A 17,759-nucleotide genomic window follows, 5' to 3' on the forward strand; every position below is an offset into this window, starting at 1 on the left:
GGCCCTTCGCGTGTCCGCCCCGGGGCGGGGGCGCTCAGCCCTTCACACGGGCGACCGCCGCCTGCACGCGCTCGTCCGTGGCCGTGAGGGCGACCCGCACGTGCTCGGCGCCGGCGGGTCCGTAGAAGTCGCCGGGGGCGACGAGGACGCCCCGGGAGGCGAGGTCCGCCACGGTCTCCCAGCAGGACTCGCCGCGGGTGGCCCACAGGTACAGCGAGGCCTCGCTGTGCTCGATGCGGAACCCGGCGGCCTCCAGCGCCCCGCGCAGGGCGGTACGGCGGGCGGCGTACCGCTCCCGCTGCCCGGCCACGTGGGCGTCGTCGCCGAGGGCTGCGACGGTCGCGGCCTGCACGGGTGCGGGGATCATCATGCCGCCGTGCTTGCGGATCTGGAGGAGGTCGCCGAGGACGGCCGCGTCCCCGGCGACGAACGCGGCACGGTACCCGGCGAGGTTGGAGCGCTTGGAGAGGGAGTGGACGGCGACGAGCCCCTCGTAGCTGCCGCCGCACACGTCGGGGTGGAGCACGGAGACGGGGTCGGCCTCCCAGCCCAGCTCCAGGTAGCACTCGTCGCTCAGGACGAGGACGCCCCGCTCGCGGGCCCAGGCCACGACGGAGCGGAGCTGCTCGGCGCCGAGCACCTGCCCGGTGGGGTTGGACGGGGAGTTGAGCCACAGCAGCTTCAGCCCGGCCGGGTCGAGTTCGAGCGGGTCGCCGTAGGCGACGGGTTCGGCGCCGGCGAGGCGGGCGCCGACCTCGTAGGTGGGGTAGGCGAGCCGGGGGAAGGCCACCCGGTCGCCGGGGCCGAGGCCGAGCTGGGTGGGCAGCCAGGCCACGAACTCCTTGGAGCCGACGACGGGCAGCACGTGGTGCTCGGTGATGCCGCGCGCCCCCAGCCGGCGCCCGCACCATCCGGTGAGCGCGTCCCGCAGCACCTTCGTGCCCCACACCGTGGGGTAGCCGGGGCTGTCGGCGGCGTCGGTCAGCGCCTGCCGGACCAGCGGGGGCACCGGGTCGACGGGGGTGCCCACGGACAGGTCGACGAGGCCGTCGGGGTGCTGCGCGGCGGTGGTCTTGTACGGTTCCAGCCGGTCCCAGGGGAAGGTGGGGAGGCGGTCGGAGACGGAGGACATGGGGCTCACTTTCTGGGAAACGCCGCAGTTCGGCCGGGGGCGCAGTCTCGGAAAACGCCGCAGTCCCGTACGCGCGGACCGGCGGGACCGACGTAACGGGACTGCGTCAAGAAAGCCGCCCGCAGGCGGCTCACTCGTCGTTCAGGCGACGTGGCTCACTCGTCGTGCTCCTGCGGCGGCAGCGCGGCCACCAGCGGGTGGTCCTTCTCGATCAGGCCGAGCTTGCTGGCGCCGCCGGGAGAACCGAGGTCGTCGAAGAACTCGACGTTCGCCTTGTAGTAGTCCTTCCACTCCTCGGGAGTGTCATCCTCGTAGAAGATGGCCTCGACCGGGCAGACAGGCTCGCAGGCACCGCAGTCGACGCACTCGTCCGGGTGGATGTACAAGGACCGCTGGCCCTCGTAGATGCAGTCGACGGGGCACTCCTCGATGCAAGCCTTGTCCTTCAGGTCGACGCAAGGCTCCGCGATGACGTACGTCACGCTGTCGTTCCTCCTCGTTAGGGCTGGCGGGCCGGGGGTGCACCGGCTCCGCCGTGGGCGCGCGGGAGCGCTGGTTCGCTTCGGACGGCGGCGATGCCCACATCTAGTATCTCCGTTCCCGGACGCAAGACGAACAGGAGGGGCGGATAGAGCTGTGGAATTCACCACGAGCGGACGCCTGGAGGTCCGCATCACCCCTTCCGACGTGGGTAAACGCGTATCGGTACGGTCTTTGACCGGTGCCGGCGAGCGCGGTGGGCGGTTCACCGACACCCTGGGCATTCTCACATCGTGGACCGGCGGTGTGCTCGGCATCACGCGGCGCGATGGTGAGCGGGTCGAGGTCGAGGAGGTGTCGATGGTCGCCGGCAAGGTCGTTCCCCGCACGCCCGCGCGCCGTCGCGGGATTCCGGCAGCCGATGTGCGGGAGCTGGTCACGGTGGCGGCGCGGGGCTGGCCGCCCGCCGAGGTGCGGCAGTTGGGCGGGTGGACGCTGCGGGCCGCCGGCGGGTTCACGGCGCGGGCGAACTCGGTGCTCGCGCTGGGCGACCCCGGCCTGCCGCTGGACGCCGCGCTGGTGCGGGCGGGCGAGTGGTACGGCGAGCGCGGCCTGCCGGTACGGGTCCAGATCGTGCCGCAGGAGCAGGCCGGGCTGGACGAGGAGTTGCGCGCCCGCGGCTGGGGCGCCGAGCGGCACGCGGTGCTGCGGGTGGCCGCGCTGGCCCCGCTGGCCGACCGGGCCGCGGACGAGCGGGTGGTGCTGCACCGGGCCCCGGACCAGCGGTGGCTCTCCCTGTACCGCCGGCAGGACGGCGCCACGCTGCCGGAAGCCGCACGGACGGTGCTGGCGGGCGGCCCCTCGGTGTGGTGTGCGACGGTGCCCGATCCCCAGGTGCCTTCCGGGCCGCCGGCGGCGATCGGCCGGGCCGTGGTGGACGGGCGCTGGGCCGGGTTCGCCGCCATAGAGGTGGACCCCGCGCACCGCCGCCGGGGGCTGGCGCAGGCGGTGCTGGCCGAGCTCGCCCGCACGGCGCTCACCGAGGGCGCGTCGGCCGCCTACCTGCAGGTGGAGCGGGACAACGAGCCGGCCATCGCGCTCTACGACCGGCTCGGTTTCGCCGACCACCACGCGTACCACTACCTGCTCGCCCCGCAGGACTGACATGGGCGGCGGACACGACGAGAACGGCGGAACCGGCGGAGGTACAGCGCCCGGCACGCCCGGTGGCGGCGGCCCGGACGAGGACGTCGTACCCGGCGTGCTCGGGCAGCGGTTCGCCGAGGCGGCGCGCGAGCCGCTGCCCGACCTGGCGCTGCTGTGCCTGCTGATCGGCGCGGAGGCAGCCCTGTACCGTGCCGGCGGCCGTGTCGACGAGGTCGCCGTCGACCGCGTCGTCGACGCGGGGCAGGCGGAGCTCGACCGGCTGGCCGGTCTGCTGCCGTACGAGCGCCGCCGGACGCCCGCGCAGTGGGCGAGCGCCCTGCGGCGGCTGCTGGCGGACGAGCTCGGCTTCGAGGGGGCCGCCTCCGACTACCAGCGGCTGGCCTCCTCCCTGCTGCCCCAGGTGCTGCGGCGGCGGCGCGGCCTGCCGATCCTGCTGTCGATCGTCTGGACGGAGGTGGCGCGGCGCGCGGGCGCCCCCGTGTACGGGGTGGCGCTGCCGGGGCACTTCGTGGTCGGCTTCGGCGACCCGCAGGGCGACCATGTGCTGGCCGACCCGTTCGGGGGCGGCAAGCAGTTGGCCGAGGAGGAGCTGTCCGTCATGGTCGCCGGGGCGGCCGGCGGGGCACCGCTGTCGGCCGCCTCCTTCCAGCCGGCGGGGCCGCTGGAGACGGTGCTGCGGGTCCTCAACAACATCCGGGCCTGGGCCGCCCGCCGCCCCGAGCAGACCGGGGTGCGGCTGTGGGCGGTCGAGCTGTCCCTGCTGCTGCCGCACCACCCCGGCAGGCTCCGCTTCGAGCGGGCACAACTGCTGGTGGAGCGGGGCGCGTTCGCGCGGGGCGCCCGGGAGATGGACAGCTACGCCGATGTGGTGGCGGCGATGGAGCCCAACGCGGCGGAGCACATGCGCCGGGCGGCCCGGGCCGCCCGGGCCCGGCTGAACTGACGTACGGCGTCCGGCCGGGCGGGCGAGGGAGCGCGCCTTCGGCAGGGCGCTCCGCCCCGGGTCACAGCCAGCCCCGGTCGCGGGCGATACGGGCGGCCTCCGCCCGGTTGCGGGCGCCGGTCTTCTGGATGGCCGTCGAGAGGTAGTTGCGGACCGTGCCGTGGGACAGGTGCAGGGCAGCGGCGATCTCGGCGTTGCCCGCCCCCGCGCGGGCCGCACCGAGCACGTCGCGCTCCCGGTCGGTGAGCGGGCTCGCCCCCTGGGCGAGCGCGGCGGCGGCCAGTCCCGGGTCGATGACCCGCTCGCCCGCCAGCACCCGGCGTACGGCGTCGGCGAGTTGGGCGGCGGGCGCGTCCTTGACCAGGAACGCGTCGGCGCCCGACTCCATGGCCCTGCGCAGGTAGCCGGGGCGGCCGAAGGTGGTGAGGATGAGGACCTTCACCTCGGGGTGCGCGGCGCGCAGCCCCTCCAGCGCGTCCAGCCCCGACAGGCCCGGCATCTCGATGTCGAGGAGCGCCACGTGGGGACGGTGCTCGGCGACGGCCGCCGCGACCTCGTCGCCCCGGCCGACCTGGGCGGCGATCTCGATGTCCGGTTCCAGCCCGAGCAGCGCGGCGAGCGCCTCGCGGACCATGACCTGGTCCTCGGCGAGCAGCAGTCTGATCACGCGCATCAGGGTAGCGACGGCACCGTGACCCGCAGAGTGAAGCCCCCGTCGAGCCCCGCGGAGGTGCTCAGGGCTCCGTCCACGAGGGCCAGCCGCTCCCGCAGCCCGCCGAGCCCGTTGCCCTCCGCCGCACCGCTGGGACCCTTGCCGTCGTCGGTGACGGTGAGCCGCACGGCGCCGGACCCGCCCGCGGCGGCGTCCCGCGCGGCGTCCGCTTCGACGGGGGCGAGCGTCACCGTGCAGTGCCGGGCGCCGCTGTGCCGTACCACGTTGGTGACCGCCTCACGCAGCGCCCACGCCAGCACCCCCTCGGCGCCGGGCGCCAGCGCCGCGGACGGCGGGCGGTGGGGCAGGTCGGCGGTGATGCCGGCGGTCTCCAGCGCGGTACGGGCGCCCGCCAGTTCGACGGCGAGGGTGGGGCGGCGGTAGCCGCTGACCGTCTCACGGACGTCCACGAGGGCCTGCCTGCTGACCCGTTCGATGTCGGCGACCTGCTCGGCGGCCTGCTCCGGGTGGCCGGGCAGCATCCGGCCGGCCAGCTCGCTCTTGAGGGTGATCAGGGAGAGCGAGTGCCCGAGCAGGTCGTGCAGGTCGCGGGCGAGCCGCAGCCGCTCCTCGTTGGCGGCCAGCGCGGCCACCGCGGCGCGGGCCTCGCGCAGCTCCCGCATGGTGCGGACCGTCTGCCGTGCGGCCATCAGCGCGAAGCCGCCGAGCACCGCGGGGATCGCGTACGACGTCCACACCCCCCACCAGGGCCGCTCCCCCAGGCCGGTGCCGAGCAGCGCGAGCGCCAGCACGCCGGCCGCCACCGCGCCCACGGCGCGCGGCACCGGCAGCACCGCGCCCGAGGCGACGGCGTAGTAGACGAACAGCACCAGCCACGCGTCCCCCAACGTGAGGGACAGGGTGAGGGCGAGCACGAAGAGGGCTGCCAGCAGCAGGTGGACCGTGCGGCTGGGCAGCGGGGTGCGGGTGTGGCGGTAGACGAGCGAGACGTACGCGACGACGAAGCAGCCGAGTCCGGCAGCCCCGCAGACCGTCGCGGGCGTGCTGTGACCGCCCGCGTGCAGGTCGTCGACGGGGCTGCCGAGGAAGACCATCCAGACCGCGATCATGGCGGCCTTCGTCCACTTCTGCCGCCTGGTCTCGGTGGTGTCGCCGACGACCAGGGTCCGGGTGGGCTCCTGCGTCATGCCGTGCGCGTGTCCTTCCGGTAGAGCCAGGCGGCCGCTCCGGCGAAGAGGAACAGGTACCCCACCATCAGGGCCATGTCCTTCAGGTGCGGCGCCTGGCCGGCCTCGATCGCCTGTCCGAGCGCCGTGTAGGCGTGGGTGGGCACCCATTCTCCGAGGTCCTGCACCCAGCCGGGCAGGCTGGCCATCGGCAGCCACATGCCGCCGAGGAAGGCGAGCCCGAAGTAGAACAGCATCGTGATGGGCCGTACCGCGTCCCCGACGGCCAGGTAGCCGATGGCCACACCGAGCGCCGCGAAGACGAAGCTGCCCGCCCAGCAGCACAGTGCCACGGAGATCCACTGCCAGGCCGCCATCCGCACGTCCATCCCGACGGCGCCGGTGAGCAGGACCAGCAGGATCGACGGGAGGCTGACCGTCGCCGCCGAGGCGATCTTCGCGATCACGTAGCCGCGTCCCGGCAGTGCCGTCAGCCGCAGTTGCCGCACCCATCCGGCCTCGCGCTCCTTGGCGATGCGCTCGCTGTTGCCCATCAGTACGGCGGTCATCGCGCCGAAGCCCGCCATCGCGACCATGTAGTACAGCGCCAGGTCGATGTCGAGGCCGGGCATCTTCGAGGAGCTGTTGCTGCCGGCGATCAGCACGTAGAGGACGGGCGGGTAGATCACCGAGAAGAACATGAACTTCTTGTTGCGCAGCGAGCGCATGATCTCCAGCTTGACGAGGGTCTTCACTTGGTGGCCGCCTTACGGTCGCGGGGCGTGCGGTCGGAGGAGGAGCCGTCGTCGGGCGCGGGCTGCGCGGCCGACGCCTGCTCCGCACGGGAGGTGAGGGTCACGAACGCCTGCTCAAGGCCGAGCCCGGTGACCTCCAGGTCGCGCGGGTAGAGGCCCAGGGCGTAGAGGGCGTGCACGGTGGCGTCCGCGTCGGCCGAACGCATCCGTACGACCGCTCCGGACAGCTCCACCTCCTGCACGCCCGGCAGCGCGCGCAACTGGGCCTCCAGCACCCCGTCGGGCACCGCATCCAGGCAGAAGCCGACCCGGCGCACGCCCGCCATGGCCTTGACCTCGGCGGCGCTGCCGTCGGCCAGCAACCGGCCGCGGTGCAGGACGAGTACCCGGTCGGCGACCTCGTCGGCCTCCTCCAGGTAGTGGGTGGCGAACAGCACGGTGCGGCCCTGCGCGGCCCGGGCCCGCATCGAGGACCAGAACGTGCGCCGCGCGGTGACGTCCATGCCGGTGGTGGGCTCGTCCAGGACGATCAGGTCGCTGTCGCCCGCGGTCGCCAGCGCGAACCGCACCCGCTGCTCCTGCCCGCCGGACAGCTTGCCGACCATGCGGTCCGCGATCTGGGTGAGCCCGGAGGCGGCCAGCACCTGCTCGGTGGACCGGCCGCGCGGGTGCAGGTCACAGGCGAGGGAGACCAGTTCGCGGACCCGCACGCCCTCCATCAGCCCGCCGGACTGGAGCATGGCGCCCACCCGCCCGTCGGTGACCGCCTGCCGGGGCGTGGTGCCGAACAGCTCCACGCGGCCGCCCGCATCCGGGGTACGGAGTCCGAGCAGCAGATCCAAGGTGGTGGACTTGCCCGCCCCGTTCGGGCCGAGCAGGGCGACGGTCTCCCCCGGGTGGAGACTCACGGTCAGCTCGTCGAGGGCGCGGACCGTGCCGTAGGTCTTGCTCGCCGCGGTGAACCGGACGGCCGGCGTCGTGGCCGGGGGCCGGGCGGCTGTGCTGGCGACTGTCGTGGCCTGCGTCGATGTCATGCCCCCATGTTCGCCGGGCGGCGGGGCCCGGCGGCAGTGTCGGCGGTCGTGACCTGGGACTGACAGATGTCACACCGGGCGGCATGACACGTCTGGCGGCCGCCGGACGCGGCAGGGGCGCCCCGCGGTGTCGCGGGGCGCCCCTGCCGCGTGGGCCCGCCGAGGGCTCAGCCGTGCGACGGCGTCACCGGGAGACGGCGCCCGGCACCTTGGCGACGCGCTGCTCCGGCTCCGGCGGGGCCTTCTTGCGCAGGGCCTGCACCATGGCTGCGGCCGCGTGCTTCGGCGTCATCTTGACCGTGCCGGCGCCGCCCTCGACCACCACACCGTCGAACGCCGAACCGTAGGTGGCCTTCAGCTTCTTGGTGTCGACGACCGGCTGGAGCGTTCCGCTGCCGCCGGGCCGCATCGTCAGGAACGTCCCGATCGTCTGCTGGCTGAACGGCACCTTCACGTCGCCCGCCTCCAGCCAGACCCAGCCGGACATGGCGGTGGCGCCGAAGTCCTTGACCGCCTTGTTCAGCTCGGCCTCGGACACCTTGGGCCGGTGCACCGTACCCGGCAGGTCGACCGGCTTGTTCGTGCCGCTGGCCGCCCGCTGCTCGAACGCCTTGCGCAGCGCGTCCGGCGCCTTGGCGACATCGACGACCTTGTGCGCAGATCCCTTGACCGCGACGGCCTTGCCGCCGGTGAAGGTGACCATGCCCTCGGACGGCGACTTGGCCTCCGCCTTGTCCAGGACGGGCTTCAGTGCCGAGCGCACCTTGGCGTCGTCCACCTTCACCGCCGGGTCCGCCTCGCGCGAGCCGCCGAAGAGCGAACCGATCACGGAGACCGGGTTGTAGTCGCGGCCCGCCGCGTCCCGCACGGTGGCCTCGGTGTCCAGCGTCACGCCCGCCACGCTCGGCTTCAGCTCGGTACGGCCACCGCCGGTCTCGATGGTGAACGGCTGCTTCGTGCGGTCACCGAGCGCCGAGTCCAGCTCGTTGACGGCCTCGTGCTTGCTCAGGCCCCCGATCTCGACGCCCAGGACGGTGGTGCCCCTGGGTACGTCGGCGTGGTCGAGCAGCAGGCCGGTGCCGTAGGCGACGCCGAGCACGCCGACGACCGCGACGCCCGCCAGCATCAGCTTGGAGCGGCCGCCCTTGCGGGCCTGCGGCGCCGCCGGCTTGGTCGCCTTCGGTGCCCGCGGCTCCTGCGCTCCGGCGGACCGCCCGGCCGAGGAGGGCCCCGGCGGCGGCACCGCGGCACCGCTGCCGGGCCCGGTCTCCGGGACACCGCTGACCATGGTGTCGCTGGACAGCGGCTCGCCGTGCGGCCCGTCCGGGTGCTGCCCCGGCCCGCCGGACGGCTCGCCGCCCGGGCCGGTGCGGCCCGTGGTGCCCGCACCGTCGGAAGCGAACGGGGACGGGCCCGTGCCGAGCCCCAGCGTCGTACCGACAGCCGGCTCACCGCCGGGGCCGCGGGAGCCTCCGGGCCCGGCTGCGGGGCCGGGCGCCCCGGGGGCGTCGGCACCGGGTACGGCCGGAATTCCGGCCGGGGGCGTGCCCGCCGGTCCCGTCGCCGCACCGCCCGGCCGGGAGCCGTCACCCGTGCCGTAACCGGGCACCGCCTCGTAGGAACCCGTGTCGTGCGGGCCGGGAACGGCGTCGAAGGAGCCGGTGTCGTAACCGGGGACGGCCTCGAAGGAGCCCGTGTCGTGGCCCGGGACGGCCTCGAAGGAGCCCGTGTCGTGGCCCGGGACGGCCTCGAAGGAGCCCGTGTCGTGGCCGGTGGCAGCCTGGCCCGGGCCGGCGGCAGTCGTGCCGAAGTCCCGGGAGGGGGGCGCACCTTGGCCCCGCGGCCCGTGGCCGCCGCCGCCCGCACCGCTGTCGAAGGCGTCCGGCCCGGAGGCGCTCCGGTCGGAGTCCGTGCCCCTTCCCGCTCCGGTTCCCGCTCCGAACGGCCCCTGGGGCGCAGGGAACCGGCCGGTCCCGAACGGACCACCCGTACCGGACCCCTGCCCCGCGGCGGGGGCGGCGAGGGGGCCGGGGGTGGCCCCGGGTGCCGGGGGGACGGCCATGTCCCCGCTGACCGGGCCCGTGGTGGGACCCGCGGGCCCCACCTGCGGGGTGCCCTGCGCCGGGGTGTCCCCGGGGCCCGGCATCCCGTGGGCGCCCGTCGTCCCGGCTCCCGGCGCAGCGGGACCGCCCGAGGTGCCACCGGGCGGCGCGCTGCGGGGCGGCTTGCGCGGGGAGAACCAGTCGCTGGTCTGCTGGGTGAACTGCTCCTGCTCCCCGGAGTCCCCGGCGCCTGCGGAGGCGGGGGACGCCTCGGAGCTGCCGCCGGCCCCGCCGGCGGGGCCGGCCGGGCGGGGGGCGCCGGACGGGGCAGCCGGTGCGGCACCGCCGCCGCTGCCCGGTGCGGACCGCGGTGGCACGGCAGCGGAACCGGCGCCGCCGGTCGCCCGTTTGCCCGCCCCCGTCCCCGGCGTGCCGGGCCTGTCGCCCTTGGCGATGCCCTTGTCGCCCCCGGCTGCGGGCCTGTCGGCCTCGTTCTCGTCGCCGACCGGCGTGCGCATCACCACAGGGGGGATGGGCCGCGACCCGGGGATGTTGATGCGGATGCGGGTGGTGAGCGTCGTCTCCGTCTTCGGCTCGTCCGGCTTGGAACCGGCGGCCGGTTCGGCTTCCCGGTCCTCCTGGTCCGCGCCGGGGCCCGGGGTGCCGTACGGCTCCGTCCCCGAGGGGTACGGCGAACCGCCGCGCCGCGTGGGCCCGGAGGACGAACTGTCAGTTTCACGACTCAAAGCAGGTACTCCCGGATGGATTCGCCGTCTTCCCGTTGGCCCGAAGGCGGCTCGCCGGCGCGCACCACTGTACTGGGGGCACCGGGTCCGGGCCCCGCGACCACCGAATCGCCCCTCGTACGCCCCTCTCAGCGGTTCTTTCGTCCGGGAACGGGGGGCGTGGGCAGGGCGATGGTGGTACACATCACAGCCGCGAGCATGCCGCCGAACAGGTAGACATAGCTGGGGAGGCCGGCGGCGAACAGGAAGTCGCCCTCGGGGCGCGAGGTCGTCATCAGCAGCACCGCCACCGCCCATGCGGCGCCGGGCACACCCGCACCCGCCTTGGTACGGCAGAGCTTGGCGCCGCCCCAGAAAAGACCGACGGCGGCGGCGAGCCCCAGCAGCAGGCCGAGCGGGAACCAGCCGCCCTGGACGAGGGTTCCGGCGGCACCGGTCAGCAGTCCCAGAACGGCGAGGGCCGCGTACACCGCGGCCCGGGGCCCTTGCCCGCGCGGGCAAGGGCCCCACTCGGCGCTCTGTGGCGTGGTCGGAGACGTGGCGCTCATACCTGCACCTCCGCGAACAGGTCGGTCAGGCCCGCGGGGGGAGCCCCGGGGCCGCGGTCCGCGCGCTGGAAGTACTCGGTGCCGAGCAGCGGCTGGCCGAGCCCGTTGGACAGGGCGAAGAAGGGGCCGCGGGACGTCTCACGTACCGAGATCTGCGTCTCGTGGGCGGCCATGGCCGCCGCTTTGGCGGCGAGGTGGGAGCGGGCGTCGACGGTGACGTCGACCTCGTCGGCGCTGTCGACCACGCCGGGGACGTCGTCGGGGCGGGCGAAGCCGGTGTCGTGCAGGAAGCCGGGGAAGGGGAAGACCTCCCCGTCCTCGGCTGCCGCGTGCAGCCGGGCGAAGCCCTCGTCGAGGACGGGCCGGGGGACGACGTTCCAGTAGACGCGCTGCACCCGGTGCGGCGCGCCGCCGAGCCGGCCGCCCTCGTCGGCGGCGAGCTCGACGGCGCGCATGGTGACGCGGTGGGCCTTGATGTGGTCGGGGTGGCCGTAGCCGCCGTCGGGGCCGTAGGTGACGACCACCTGGGGCCGCACCTCGCGTATCACGGCGGCGAGCAGCCGGGCGGCCTCGTCCAGATCGGCCTGCCAGAGGCAGTGGGGGCGGTCGTTGGTCGCCGCGCCCCTCATGCCGGAGTCGCGGTAGCGGCCGGGGCCGCCGAGGAAGCGGTGGTCGGTGACGCCCAACGCCCGCATGGCGGCGGCCAGTTCACCGATGCGGTGCGGTCCGAGGGTGTCGTCCTGGTCGGGCGCGAGATGGGCGAGCCCGTCGGGGACGACCTCCCCCTCCTCACCCAGGGTGCAGGTGACGAGGGTGACGTGTGCGCCCCGCGCCGCGTACTCGGCCATGGTGGCGCCGGTGGTGATCGACTCGTCGTCCGGGTGCGCGTGCACCAGCAGCAGGCGGCGCCGGTCGGCGGCCGGTGGCCCCGGAGCCGCCCTGGGGGGATACGCAGCGGTCATGCCCCGAGCCTACGACGGGCGCCCGGCCGCCCGGCGAAGCGAGGGGGCGGAGCGGGCCCGCGGCAGGCGGGACGGCCGCCGGGGGTACGGGCGGCCGGGGCGCGACCGCCGCTCTCAGAATTTGAGCTGGCCGAGCATGCCGGCGACGTTGGAGGTCAGGTCGTTGATCGTCGGAGCGACCGACGAACTGGCGAGGTAGAAACCCAACAGCACGCAGACCACCGCGTGTCCGGCCTTGAGCCCGGATTTCCTGACGAGCAGGATGACGATGATCGCCAGCAGCACCACCGCCGAAATCGAGAGTGCCACGGCGGCTCACCTCCAAGTACGCACAGTCGGTTCGGGATCGAACGGGTCACACGGACACGGCAGCGCGCCTCCGGCACGGAGGAGCCACCGGCTTCATACCCAGCACCCGCCATGCGCAACGGATCATAATTATCCGGGCGACCGCACGGCTCGGTGCACGGGAGCAGACGAGGGGCGCATATTCAGTTCCAGCCAACCGCAGACGACCTGACGATCCTCCCGGCGGCAGCGGCCGCCGGCCACCCGGCGCGCCGGGCACCGGCCCCCGGCGGCCCCCGGCGGGGATCACCTGCGGGCCCTGCGCAGTACGGTCAGCCGCATGGCTACGACTTTCCCCCAGCAGCACGCCCGTACCCACAGATTCACACTCGGCGCTCCCCGGTCCTTCACCGTGGCCCCGGACGGCTCACGCGTCGTCTTCCTGCGCTCCGGTGACGGCTCCGACCTGGCCCACGTCCTCCAGGTGCGGGACCTGGTCAGCGGCGAGGAGCGTATCGCCGCCGATCCGGCGGCGCTGCTGGGCGGAGCGGCCGAGGAGTTGTCCGCGGAGGAGCGCGCGCGGCGGGAGAGGAGCCGCGAGGGCACGGCCGGAGTGGTCGGATATGCCACCGACACGTGCGTGCGGACGGCCGCTTTCGCTCTCTCGGGGCGGCTGTTCGTCACCGATCTGCTGACCGGGCAGGCGCGCGAACTGACCACGCCGCACCCGGTCGTCGACCCCCGCCCGTCGCCCGACGGACAGCACGTCGCGTACGTGGCGGGCGGTGCGCTGCGGGTCGTGGCGGCCTCCGGCGAGCAGGACCGGGCGCTGGCCCGGCCGGAGACCGCGTCGGTCACCTGGGGACTGGCGGAGTTCGTCGCCGCCGAGGAGATGTCCCGCACCCGCGGCCACTGGTGGTCGCCCGACTCCGACGCGCTGCTGGTCGCCCGCGCCGACGACGCCCCCGTGCGCCGCTGGTCCATCGCCGACCCGGCCAACCCGCAGGACACGCCCGCCCGCGTCGCCTACCCGGCGGCCGGGACGCCCAACGCCGAGGTCACGCTGCATCTGCTCGGGCTCGGCGGTACGCGCAACGAGGTGCGCTGGGACCGCGGGCGCTACCCGTACCTGGCCCGCGTCCACTGGTCGGCCGCCGGTCCGCCGCTGCTGCTCGTCCACAGCCGTGACCAGCGTGAGGCGGCGTACCTGAGCGTGGACGTCGCGACGGGAGAGACGTCCGTCACACTCACCGAGGAAGATCGAATCTGGCTGGAACTCTTCGGCGGGGTCCCGGCATGGGCCCCCGACGGCAGCCTCGTGCGGATCGTGGACGAGGGGCCTCGGGACGCGGCGGACGAGAAGAGCGCACGGGTGCTCATGGCGGGCGCACGGCGGCTCACGGACGCCGCACTCCACGTCCGGGCGGTGCTGGACATCGGCGCCGACGACGTCCTGTTCACCGCCTCAGCGGGGGACGGCGGCGACCCCTCGCGCCGGGCGGCGCCGGGCGAGATCGGCGTCTACCGCGTCCCGTTGGCGGGCGGCGCCCCGGTGCGGCTCGCGGACACGGACGAGCCCCATCTGGCCTCCGCGGTGCGCGGCGGCGGGGTCGTGGTGCTCTCGACCGCGACCCTGGACAGGGCCGGAGCGCGGGTCACGCTGCTGCGGCAGGACGACGGGACGCGGCTCGGCACCCTCGACTCGTACGCGGAGCAGCCCGTGCTGGCCACGGCGCCCCGCCTGCTGCTGGCCGGTGCGCGGCGCATCCCCGCTGCCGTCGTCCTGCCCACCGGCTACCGGGAAGGGGACGGTCCGCTGCCGGTGCTGATGGACCCCTACGGCGGGCCCCACGGGCAGCGCGTCGTCGCCGCCCACAACGCGCACCTGACCGCCCAGTGGTTCGCCGACCAGGGCTTCGCCGTCGTCACCGCGGACGGGCGGGGCACCCCGGGGCACAGCCCCTGCTGGGAGAAGGCCGTCGCCCGCCGGCTCGCCCCCGTCACGCTGGACGACCAGGTGGAGGCGCTGCACGCGCTCGCCGCCGACTTCCCGCTCGACACCTCCCGGGTCGGCATCCGCGGCTGGTCCTACGGCGGCTACCTGGCGGCGCTGGCCGTGCTGCGGCGGCCCGACGTCTTCCACGCGGGCATCGCCGGTGCCCCGGTGACCGACTGGCGGCTCTACGACACCCACTACACGGAGCGGTACTGCGGAACCCCGCAGGCCGACCCCGAGGTCTACGCGACCAACTCGCTGCTCACCGACGAGGGGCTGTCCGGTGTGGCCGAGGACGGGCCGCACCGCCCGATGATGATCATCCATGGTCTGGCCGACGACAACGTCGTGGTCGCCCACGCCCTGCGGCTCTCCTCCGGCCTGCTGGCAGCCGGGCGGCCCCACGAGGTGCTGCCGCTCTCCGGCGTGACGCACATGGCGAGCGACGCCACGGTGGCGGAGAACCTGCTGCTGCTCCAGGTCGGGTTCCTGAAGCGGTCCCTGGGGATCGGCGGCTGAGGCGGCTCAGGAGGCAGGAGGGCGGAGGGCGGAGCCGCCCGGGGACTCCGCCTCAGTGCGTCCTGGCCGGCTCCTCCGGGCCCTCCTCCATCTGACGCAGCGCCTTGTCGAGCACGATGTCCTCGCCGCGGGCCTCGGTGGTCGGCTCCTCCGGGAAATGACAGGCCGTCAGGTGTCCCGCGGTGTTGCCGGGGATCTGGACCAGCGGCGGCTCCTGGGTGGCGCACTTGTCCTGCGCCTTCCAGCAGCGGGTGCGGAAGCGGCAGCCCGAGGGCGGGTTGATCGGCGAGGGCACGTCGCCCGCCAGCCGGATGCGCTCCCGGTCCGCCCCCGCCTCCTCCGCCTCCAGCAGGACGGCCTCCGGCACGGCCGACAGCAGCGCGTGGGTGTACGGGTGGCGGGGGCGGTTGTAGATCGCCTCCCGCTCCCCCACCTCGACGACCTTGCCCAGGTACATCACGGCCACCCGCTCGGAGAAGTGCCGCACGATCGCCAGGTCGTGGGCGATGAAGACGAACGCGATGCCCATCTCCCGCTGCACCTGCTGGAGCAGGTTGACCACCTGCGCCTGGATGGAGACGTCCAGCGCGGAGACCGGCTCGTCGGCCACGATCAGCTTCGGCTCCAGCGCCAGGGCCCGGGCGACGCCGATGCGCTGGCGCTGGCCGCCGGAGAACTCGTGCGGGAAGCGGTTGTAGTGCTCGGGGTTGAGACCGACGGTCTCCAGCAGCTCCCGGATCCGCTTCTCCCGGCCGCCGGGCGGGTTGATGCCGTTGACCTCCATCGGGCCGCCGATGATGGTGCCGACCGTGTGCCGCGGGTTGAGCGACGAGTACGGATCCTGGAAGATCATCTGGATCTCGGAGCGGATCGGCGCCAGCTGCTTGCGGGTGGCGTGGGTGATCTCCTGGCCCGCGTAGGTGATCGTGCCGCCGGTGGGCTCCAGCAGCCGGGTCAGCAGCCGCCCCGTGGTCGACTTGCCGCAGCCCGACTCGCCGACCAGGCCGAAGCTCTCCCCCGCGTGGACGTGCAGATCGACACCGGAGACGGCCTGGACCTCCCCCACCTTCCGTTTGAAGGGGAAGCCCCCCATGATCGGGAAGTGTTTGGCCAGGTTCTCCGCCTTCAGCAGCGGCTCGCCCGTACGGGCGGGCCCCGCCTCCCGTGGAGCGCCCGCGTCCGGCTCGGTCAGGGTGAGGTCATCGCTCATTGGTCCGGTTCTCCCTCTGCCTGTCCTAGCTCAGCCTGGGCTTGATCTGCTCGATGAAGAACGTGCGCTTCTGCTCCGCCGTCAGGTGGCAGGCGGCGCCGCGCCCGTGCGGCAGCGTCGGCCGGTCGGCGGTGCAGGACGCGCCGCCGACCTCGTCCTGGAAGGCGCAGCGCGGATGGAAGGGGCAGCCCGGCGGCGGGGCCAGCAGACTGGGCGGAGTGCCGTGGATCGGCGAGAGCTCCTCGTTCACGTCGCCGGTCAGCCGCGGCATGGAGGTCAGCAGGCCCCAGGTGTAGGGATGTTGAGGGCTGCGCAGCACCTCCTCGACACTGCCCCGCTCCACGGCCCGCCCGCCGTACATCACCAGGATGTCGTCGGCGACGTTGGCGATGACGCCGAGGTCGTGGGTGATGAAGACGATCGCGGAGCCGAACTCCTGCTGGAGGTCCTTGAGCAGGTCGAGGATCTGCGCCTGGACGGTCACGTCGAGGGCGGTGGTGGGCTCGTCGGCGATCAGCAGGTCCGGGTCGCACACCAGCGCCATGGCGATCATCGCGCGCTGCCGCATGCCGCCGGAGAACTGGTGCGGGTAGTCGTTCACCCGCGTCTTCGCGTTCGGGATGCCCACCTTGTCGAGCATCTCGACGGCCCGCAGGTGCGCCTCGCGCCGGGAGACCCCCATGTGCTTGCGGTACGGCTCGGCGATCTGCCGCCCGATCGTGTAGTACGGCGACAGCGCGGTCAGCGCGTCCTGGAAGATCATCGCCATCTTGTTGCCGCGCAGCGACTCCAGCGTCCGCTCGCGGGCGCCGGTCAGCTCCTGGCCGTCCAGCAGGATCTTGCCCGAGACGTCGGTCGTGCGCGGGTTGTGCAGCCCGAGGATCGACAGGTTGGTGACGGACTTGCCGGAGCCGGACTCGCCGACGATGCCGAGGGTGCGACCGCGCTCGACGTCGAAGGAGAGCCCGTCGACGGCCTTGACGGTGCCGTCCTCGGTGTCGAAGTGCACGTACAGGTCGCGCACCGAGAGGAAGGCGTCCGCGTCGTCCGCGTCGCGGGGGGCGGGGACGTCCGCTTCCTTGGTCAGGGTGGTCATGGCCGTACTTCTCCTAGGACAGCCGCACGCGCGGGTCGATGAACGCGTAGGCGGCGTCCACGATGATGTTGAACAGGATGATGAAGGTCGCCGCGAAGAGCATCACGCCCATCACCATGGGCAGGTCGGTGTTCTTCACGGAGTTGACCGCGAGCGTGCCCAGGCCCGGGAGCGAGAACGTCCACTCGGTGATCATCGCGCCGCCGAACAGGGAGCCCAGGTCCACGCCGAAGATGGTGACGATGGGGATGAGCGAGCCCCGCCAGGCGTAGCGGAAGAAGACGTACTTCCCCGACATCCCCTTGGCCCGCGCGGCTTTGACGTGGTCCTCCTGGAGCTGCTCGATCATCGACGAGCGGGACAGACGGGTGTAGTTCGCGGTGAAGATGATCTGCACGACCAGCCAGGGGATCAACAGCCCCGTGAACCAGCCGACCGGATCCTCGGTCAGCGGCACGTACTGGGGCTGGTCGAGCAGTTGCAGGTTGTAGACCACCAGCGCCAGGACGAGCGGACCGATGAAGTAGATCTGCATGGAAGAGAGCACCAGCGACAGGGAGCTGAACACCTTGTCGAGCAGGGTGCCCTTCTTCCAGGCGGCGATCATGCCGGCGCCCAGGCCGATGAACAGGAACACCACGGCGCCGCCGACGGTCAGCGAGACGGTGGTGGGGAACCGGTCCAGGATGGTCTGCCAGACCGGGTCCTGGTTGGCGAAGGAGTAGCCGAAACAGGGCGCCGGGCACGGGCCGGCGGCGAAGTCACGCCCGGCGACGATGCCGATCATGAAATGCCAGTACTGGACCGGTACCGGCTCGTCGATCCCCATGTTCTTGCGGATGACCGCGAGCGCGTCCGGCGTGCAGTTCTTGCCGCAGGCCAGCATCGCCGGGTCCCGGGGGACGGCGTAGAAGAGGAAGAAGGTGACGGCGCTGATGATCAGCAGGATCACCAGGGCGCCGAGCGACCGGCGGAGAAGAAATCGCAGCATGACGGAGAGCA

General features: G+C 73.7%; 16 protein-coding genes. 3 read left to right on the top strand and 13 right to left on the bottom strand.

What is annotated here, in order from left to right; genetic code table 11:
- Window positions 1-34: 34 nt before the first annotated feature.
- Both dapC and fdxA read right to left on the bottom strand, forming a co-directional pair.
- Window positions 35-1,132, bottom strand: a complete 1,098-nt coding sequence (gene dapC, locus H297_RS0102675; protein WP_027735791.1) for a succinyldiaminopimelate transaminase — start codon at window positions 1,130-1,132, stop codon at window positions 35-37.
- 155 nt (window positions 1,133-1,287) lie between these two features.
- Window positions 1,288-1,614: a ferredoxin gene (fdxA, locus tag H297_RS0102680; protein WP_027735792.1), complete on the bottom strand. Its 327-nt coding sequence runs from the start codon at window positions 1,612-1,614 to the stop codon at window positions 1,288-1,290.
- A 154-nt stretch (window positions 1,615-1,768) separates the two neighbouring features.
- Between fdxA and H297_RS0102685 the strand changes: the two genes are divergently transcribed.
- Both H297_RS0102685 and H297_RS0102690 read left to right on the top strand, forming a co-directional pair.
- Entirely contained in the window at window positions 1,769-2,776 is a 1,008-nt protein-coding gene (locus H297_RS0102685) for a GNAT family N-acetyltransferase (RefSeq protein ID WP_027735793.1), read from the top strand.
- Window position 2,777: 1 nt separating this feature from the next.
- Complete coding sequence (locus H297_RS0102690) at window positions 2,778-3,722, top strand: transglutaminase-like and tetratricopeptide repeat-containing protein (protein ID WP_078513683.1); 945 nt, start codon at window positions 2,778-2,780, stop codon at window positions 3,720-3,722.
- A gap of 61 nt (window positions 3,723-3,783) precedes the next feature.
- On the opposite strand, the gene H297_RS0102695 is transcribed toward H297_RS0102690, so the two are convergent.
- The 8 genes from H297_RS0102695 to H297_RS0102730 form a co-directional block, all read right to left on the bottom strand.
- On the bottom strand, window positions 3,784-4,395 hold the full coding sequence (locus tag H297_RS0102695) for a response regulator transcription factor (RefSeq protein ID WP_027735795.1): 612 nt from the start codon (window positions 4,393-4,395) through the stop codon (window positions 3,784-3,786).
- Window positions 4,395-5,582 (bottom strand): sensor histidine kinase, encoded by a 1,188-nt coding sequence (locus tag H297_RS0102700; RefSeq protein ID WP_037792514.1) that lies wholly within the window; start codon window positions 5,580-5,582, stop codon window positions 4,395-4,397. Before H297_RS0102700 ends, H297_RS0102695 begins: the two co-directional genes overlap by 1 nt.
- A complete protein-coding gene (locus tag H297_RS0102705; protein WP_027735797.1) occupies window positions 5,579-6,316 on the bottom strand; it encodes an ABC transporter permease in 738 nt (245 codons plus the stop codon). Before H297_RS0102705 ends, H297_RS0102700 begins: the two co-directional genes overlap by 4 nt.
- Complete coding sequence (locus tag H297_RS34095) at window positions 6,313-7,350, bottom strand: ABC transporter ATP-binding protein (protein WP_051351428.1); 1,038 nt, start codon at window positions 7,348-7,350, stop codon at window positions 6,313-6,315. Before H297_RS34095 ends, H297_RS0102705 begins: the two co-directional genes overlap by 4 nt.
- A 184-nt stretch (window positions 7,351-7,534) precedes the next feature.
- Window positions 7,535-10,138, bottom strand: coding sequence for a hypothetical protein (locus H297_RS0102715; RefSeq protein ID WP_027735798.1), 2,604 nt, complete (start codon window positions 10,136-10,138; stop codon window positions 7,535-7,537).
- 128 nt (window positions 10,139-10,266) lie between these two features.
- Complete coding sequence (locus H297_RS34100) at window positions 10,267-10,686, bottom strand: DUF6113 family protein (RefSeq protein WP_486589378.1); 420 nt, start codon at window positions 10,684-10,686, stop codon at window positions 10,267-10,269.
- Window positions 10,683-11,648, bottom strand: coding sequence for an N-acetyl-1-D-myo-inositol-2-amino-2-deoxy-alpha-D-glucopyranoside deacetylase (gene mshB, locus H297_RS34105; RefSeq protein WP_037792517.1), 966 nt, complete (start codon window positions 11,646-11,648; stop codon window positions 10,683-10,685). The genes H297_RS34100 and mshB overlap by 4 nt, the downstream gene beginning before the upstream one ends.
- Before the next feature lie 114 nt (window positions 11,649-11,762).
- Window positions 11,763-11,957 carry a hypothetical protein gene (locus H297_RS0102730; protein WP_027735799.1) on the bottom strand — a complete coding sequence of 65 codons (195 nt, stop codon included), beginning with the start codon at window positions 11,955-11,957 and terminating at the stop codon, window positions 11,763-11,765.
- Between the two features lie 319 nt (window positions 11,958-12,276).
- Here H297_RS0102730 and H297_RS0102735 point away from each other — a divergent pair, with 319 nt between their 5' ends.
- Window positions 12,277-14,451 carry a prolyl oligopeptidase family serine peptidase gene (locus H297_RS0102735; protein WP_027735800.1) on the top strand — a complete coding sequence of 725 codons (2,175 nt, stop codon included), beginning with the start codon at window positions 12,277-12,279 and terminating at the stop codon, window positions 14,449-14,451.
- Between the two features lie 52 nt (window positions 14,452-14,503).
- Here the strand turns inward: H297_RS0102735 and H297_RS0102740 are convergent, their stop codons facing one another.
- From H297_RS0102740 to H297_RS0102750, 3 genes are read right to left on the bottom strand one after another with little or no spacing between them, the layout of a single operon-like run.
- Window positions 14,504-15,661: a dipeptide ABC transporter ATP-binding protein gene (locus H297_RS0102740; RefSeq protein ID WP_027735801.1), complete on the bottom strand. Its 1,158-nt coding sequence runs from the start codon at window positions 15,659-15,661 to the stop codon at window positions 14,504-14,506.
- Between the two features lie 25 nt (window positions 15,662-15,686).
- A complete protein-coding gene (locus tag H297_RS0102745) occupies window positions 15,687-16,757 on the bottom strand; it encodes an ABC transporter ATP-binding protein (RefSeq protein ID WP_027735802.1) in 1,071 nt (356 codons plus the stop codon).
- 13 nt (window positions 16,758-16,770) lie between these two features.
- Window positions 16,771-17,748 carry an ABC transporter permease gene (locus H297_RS0102750; RefSeq protein ID WP_027735803.1) on the bottom strand — a complete coding sequence of 326 codons (978 nt, stop codon included), beginning with the start codon at window positions 17,746-17,748 and terminating at the stop codon, window positions 16,771-16,773.
- Window positions 17,749-17,759 lie beyond the last annotated feature (11 nt).

This window comes from Streptomyces sp. CNT360 (assembly GCF_000424785.1).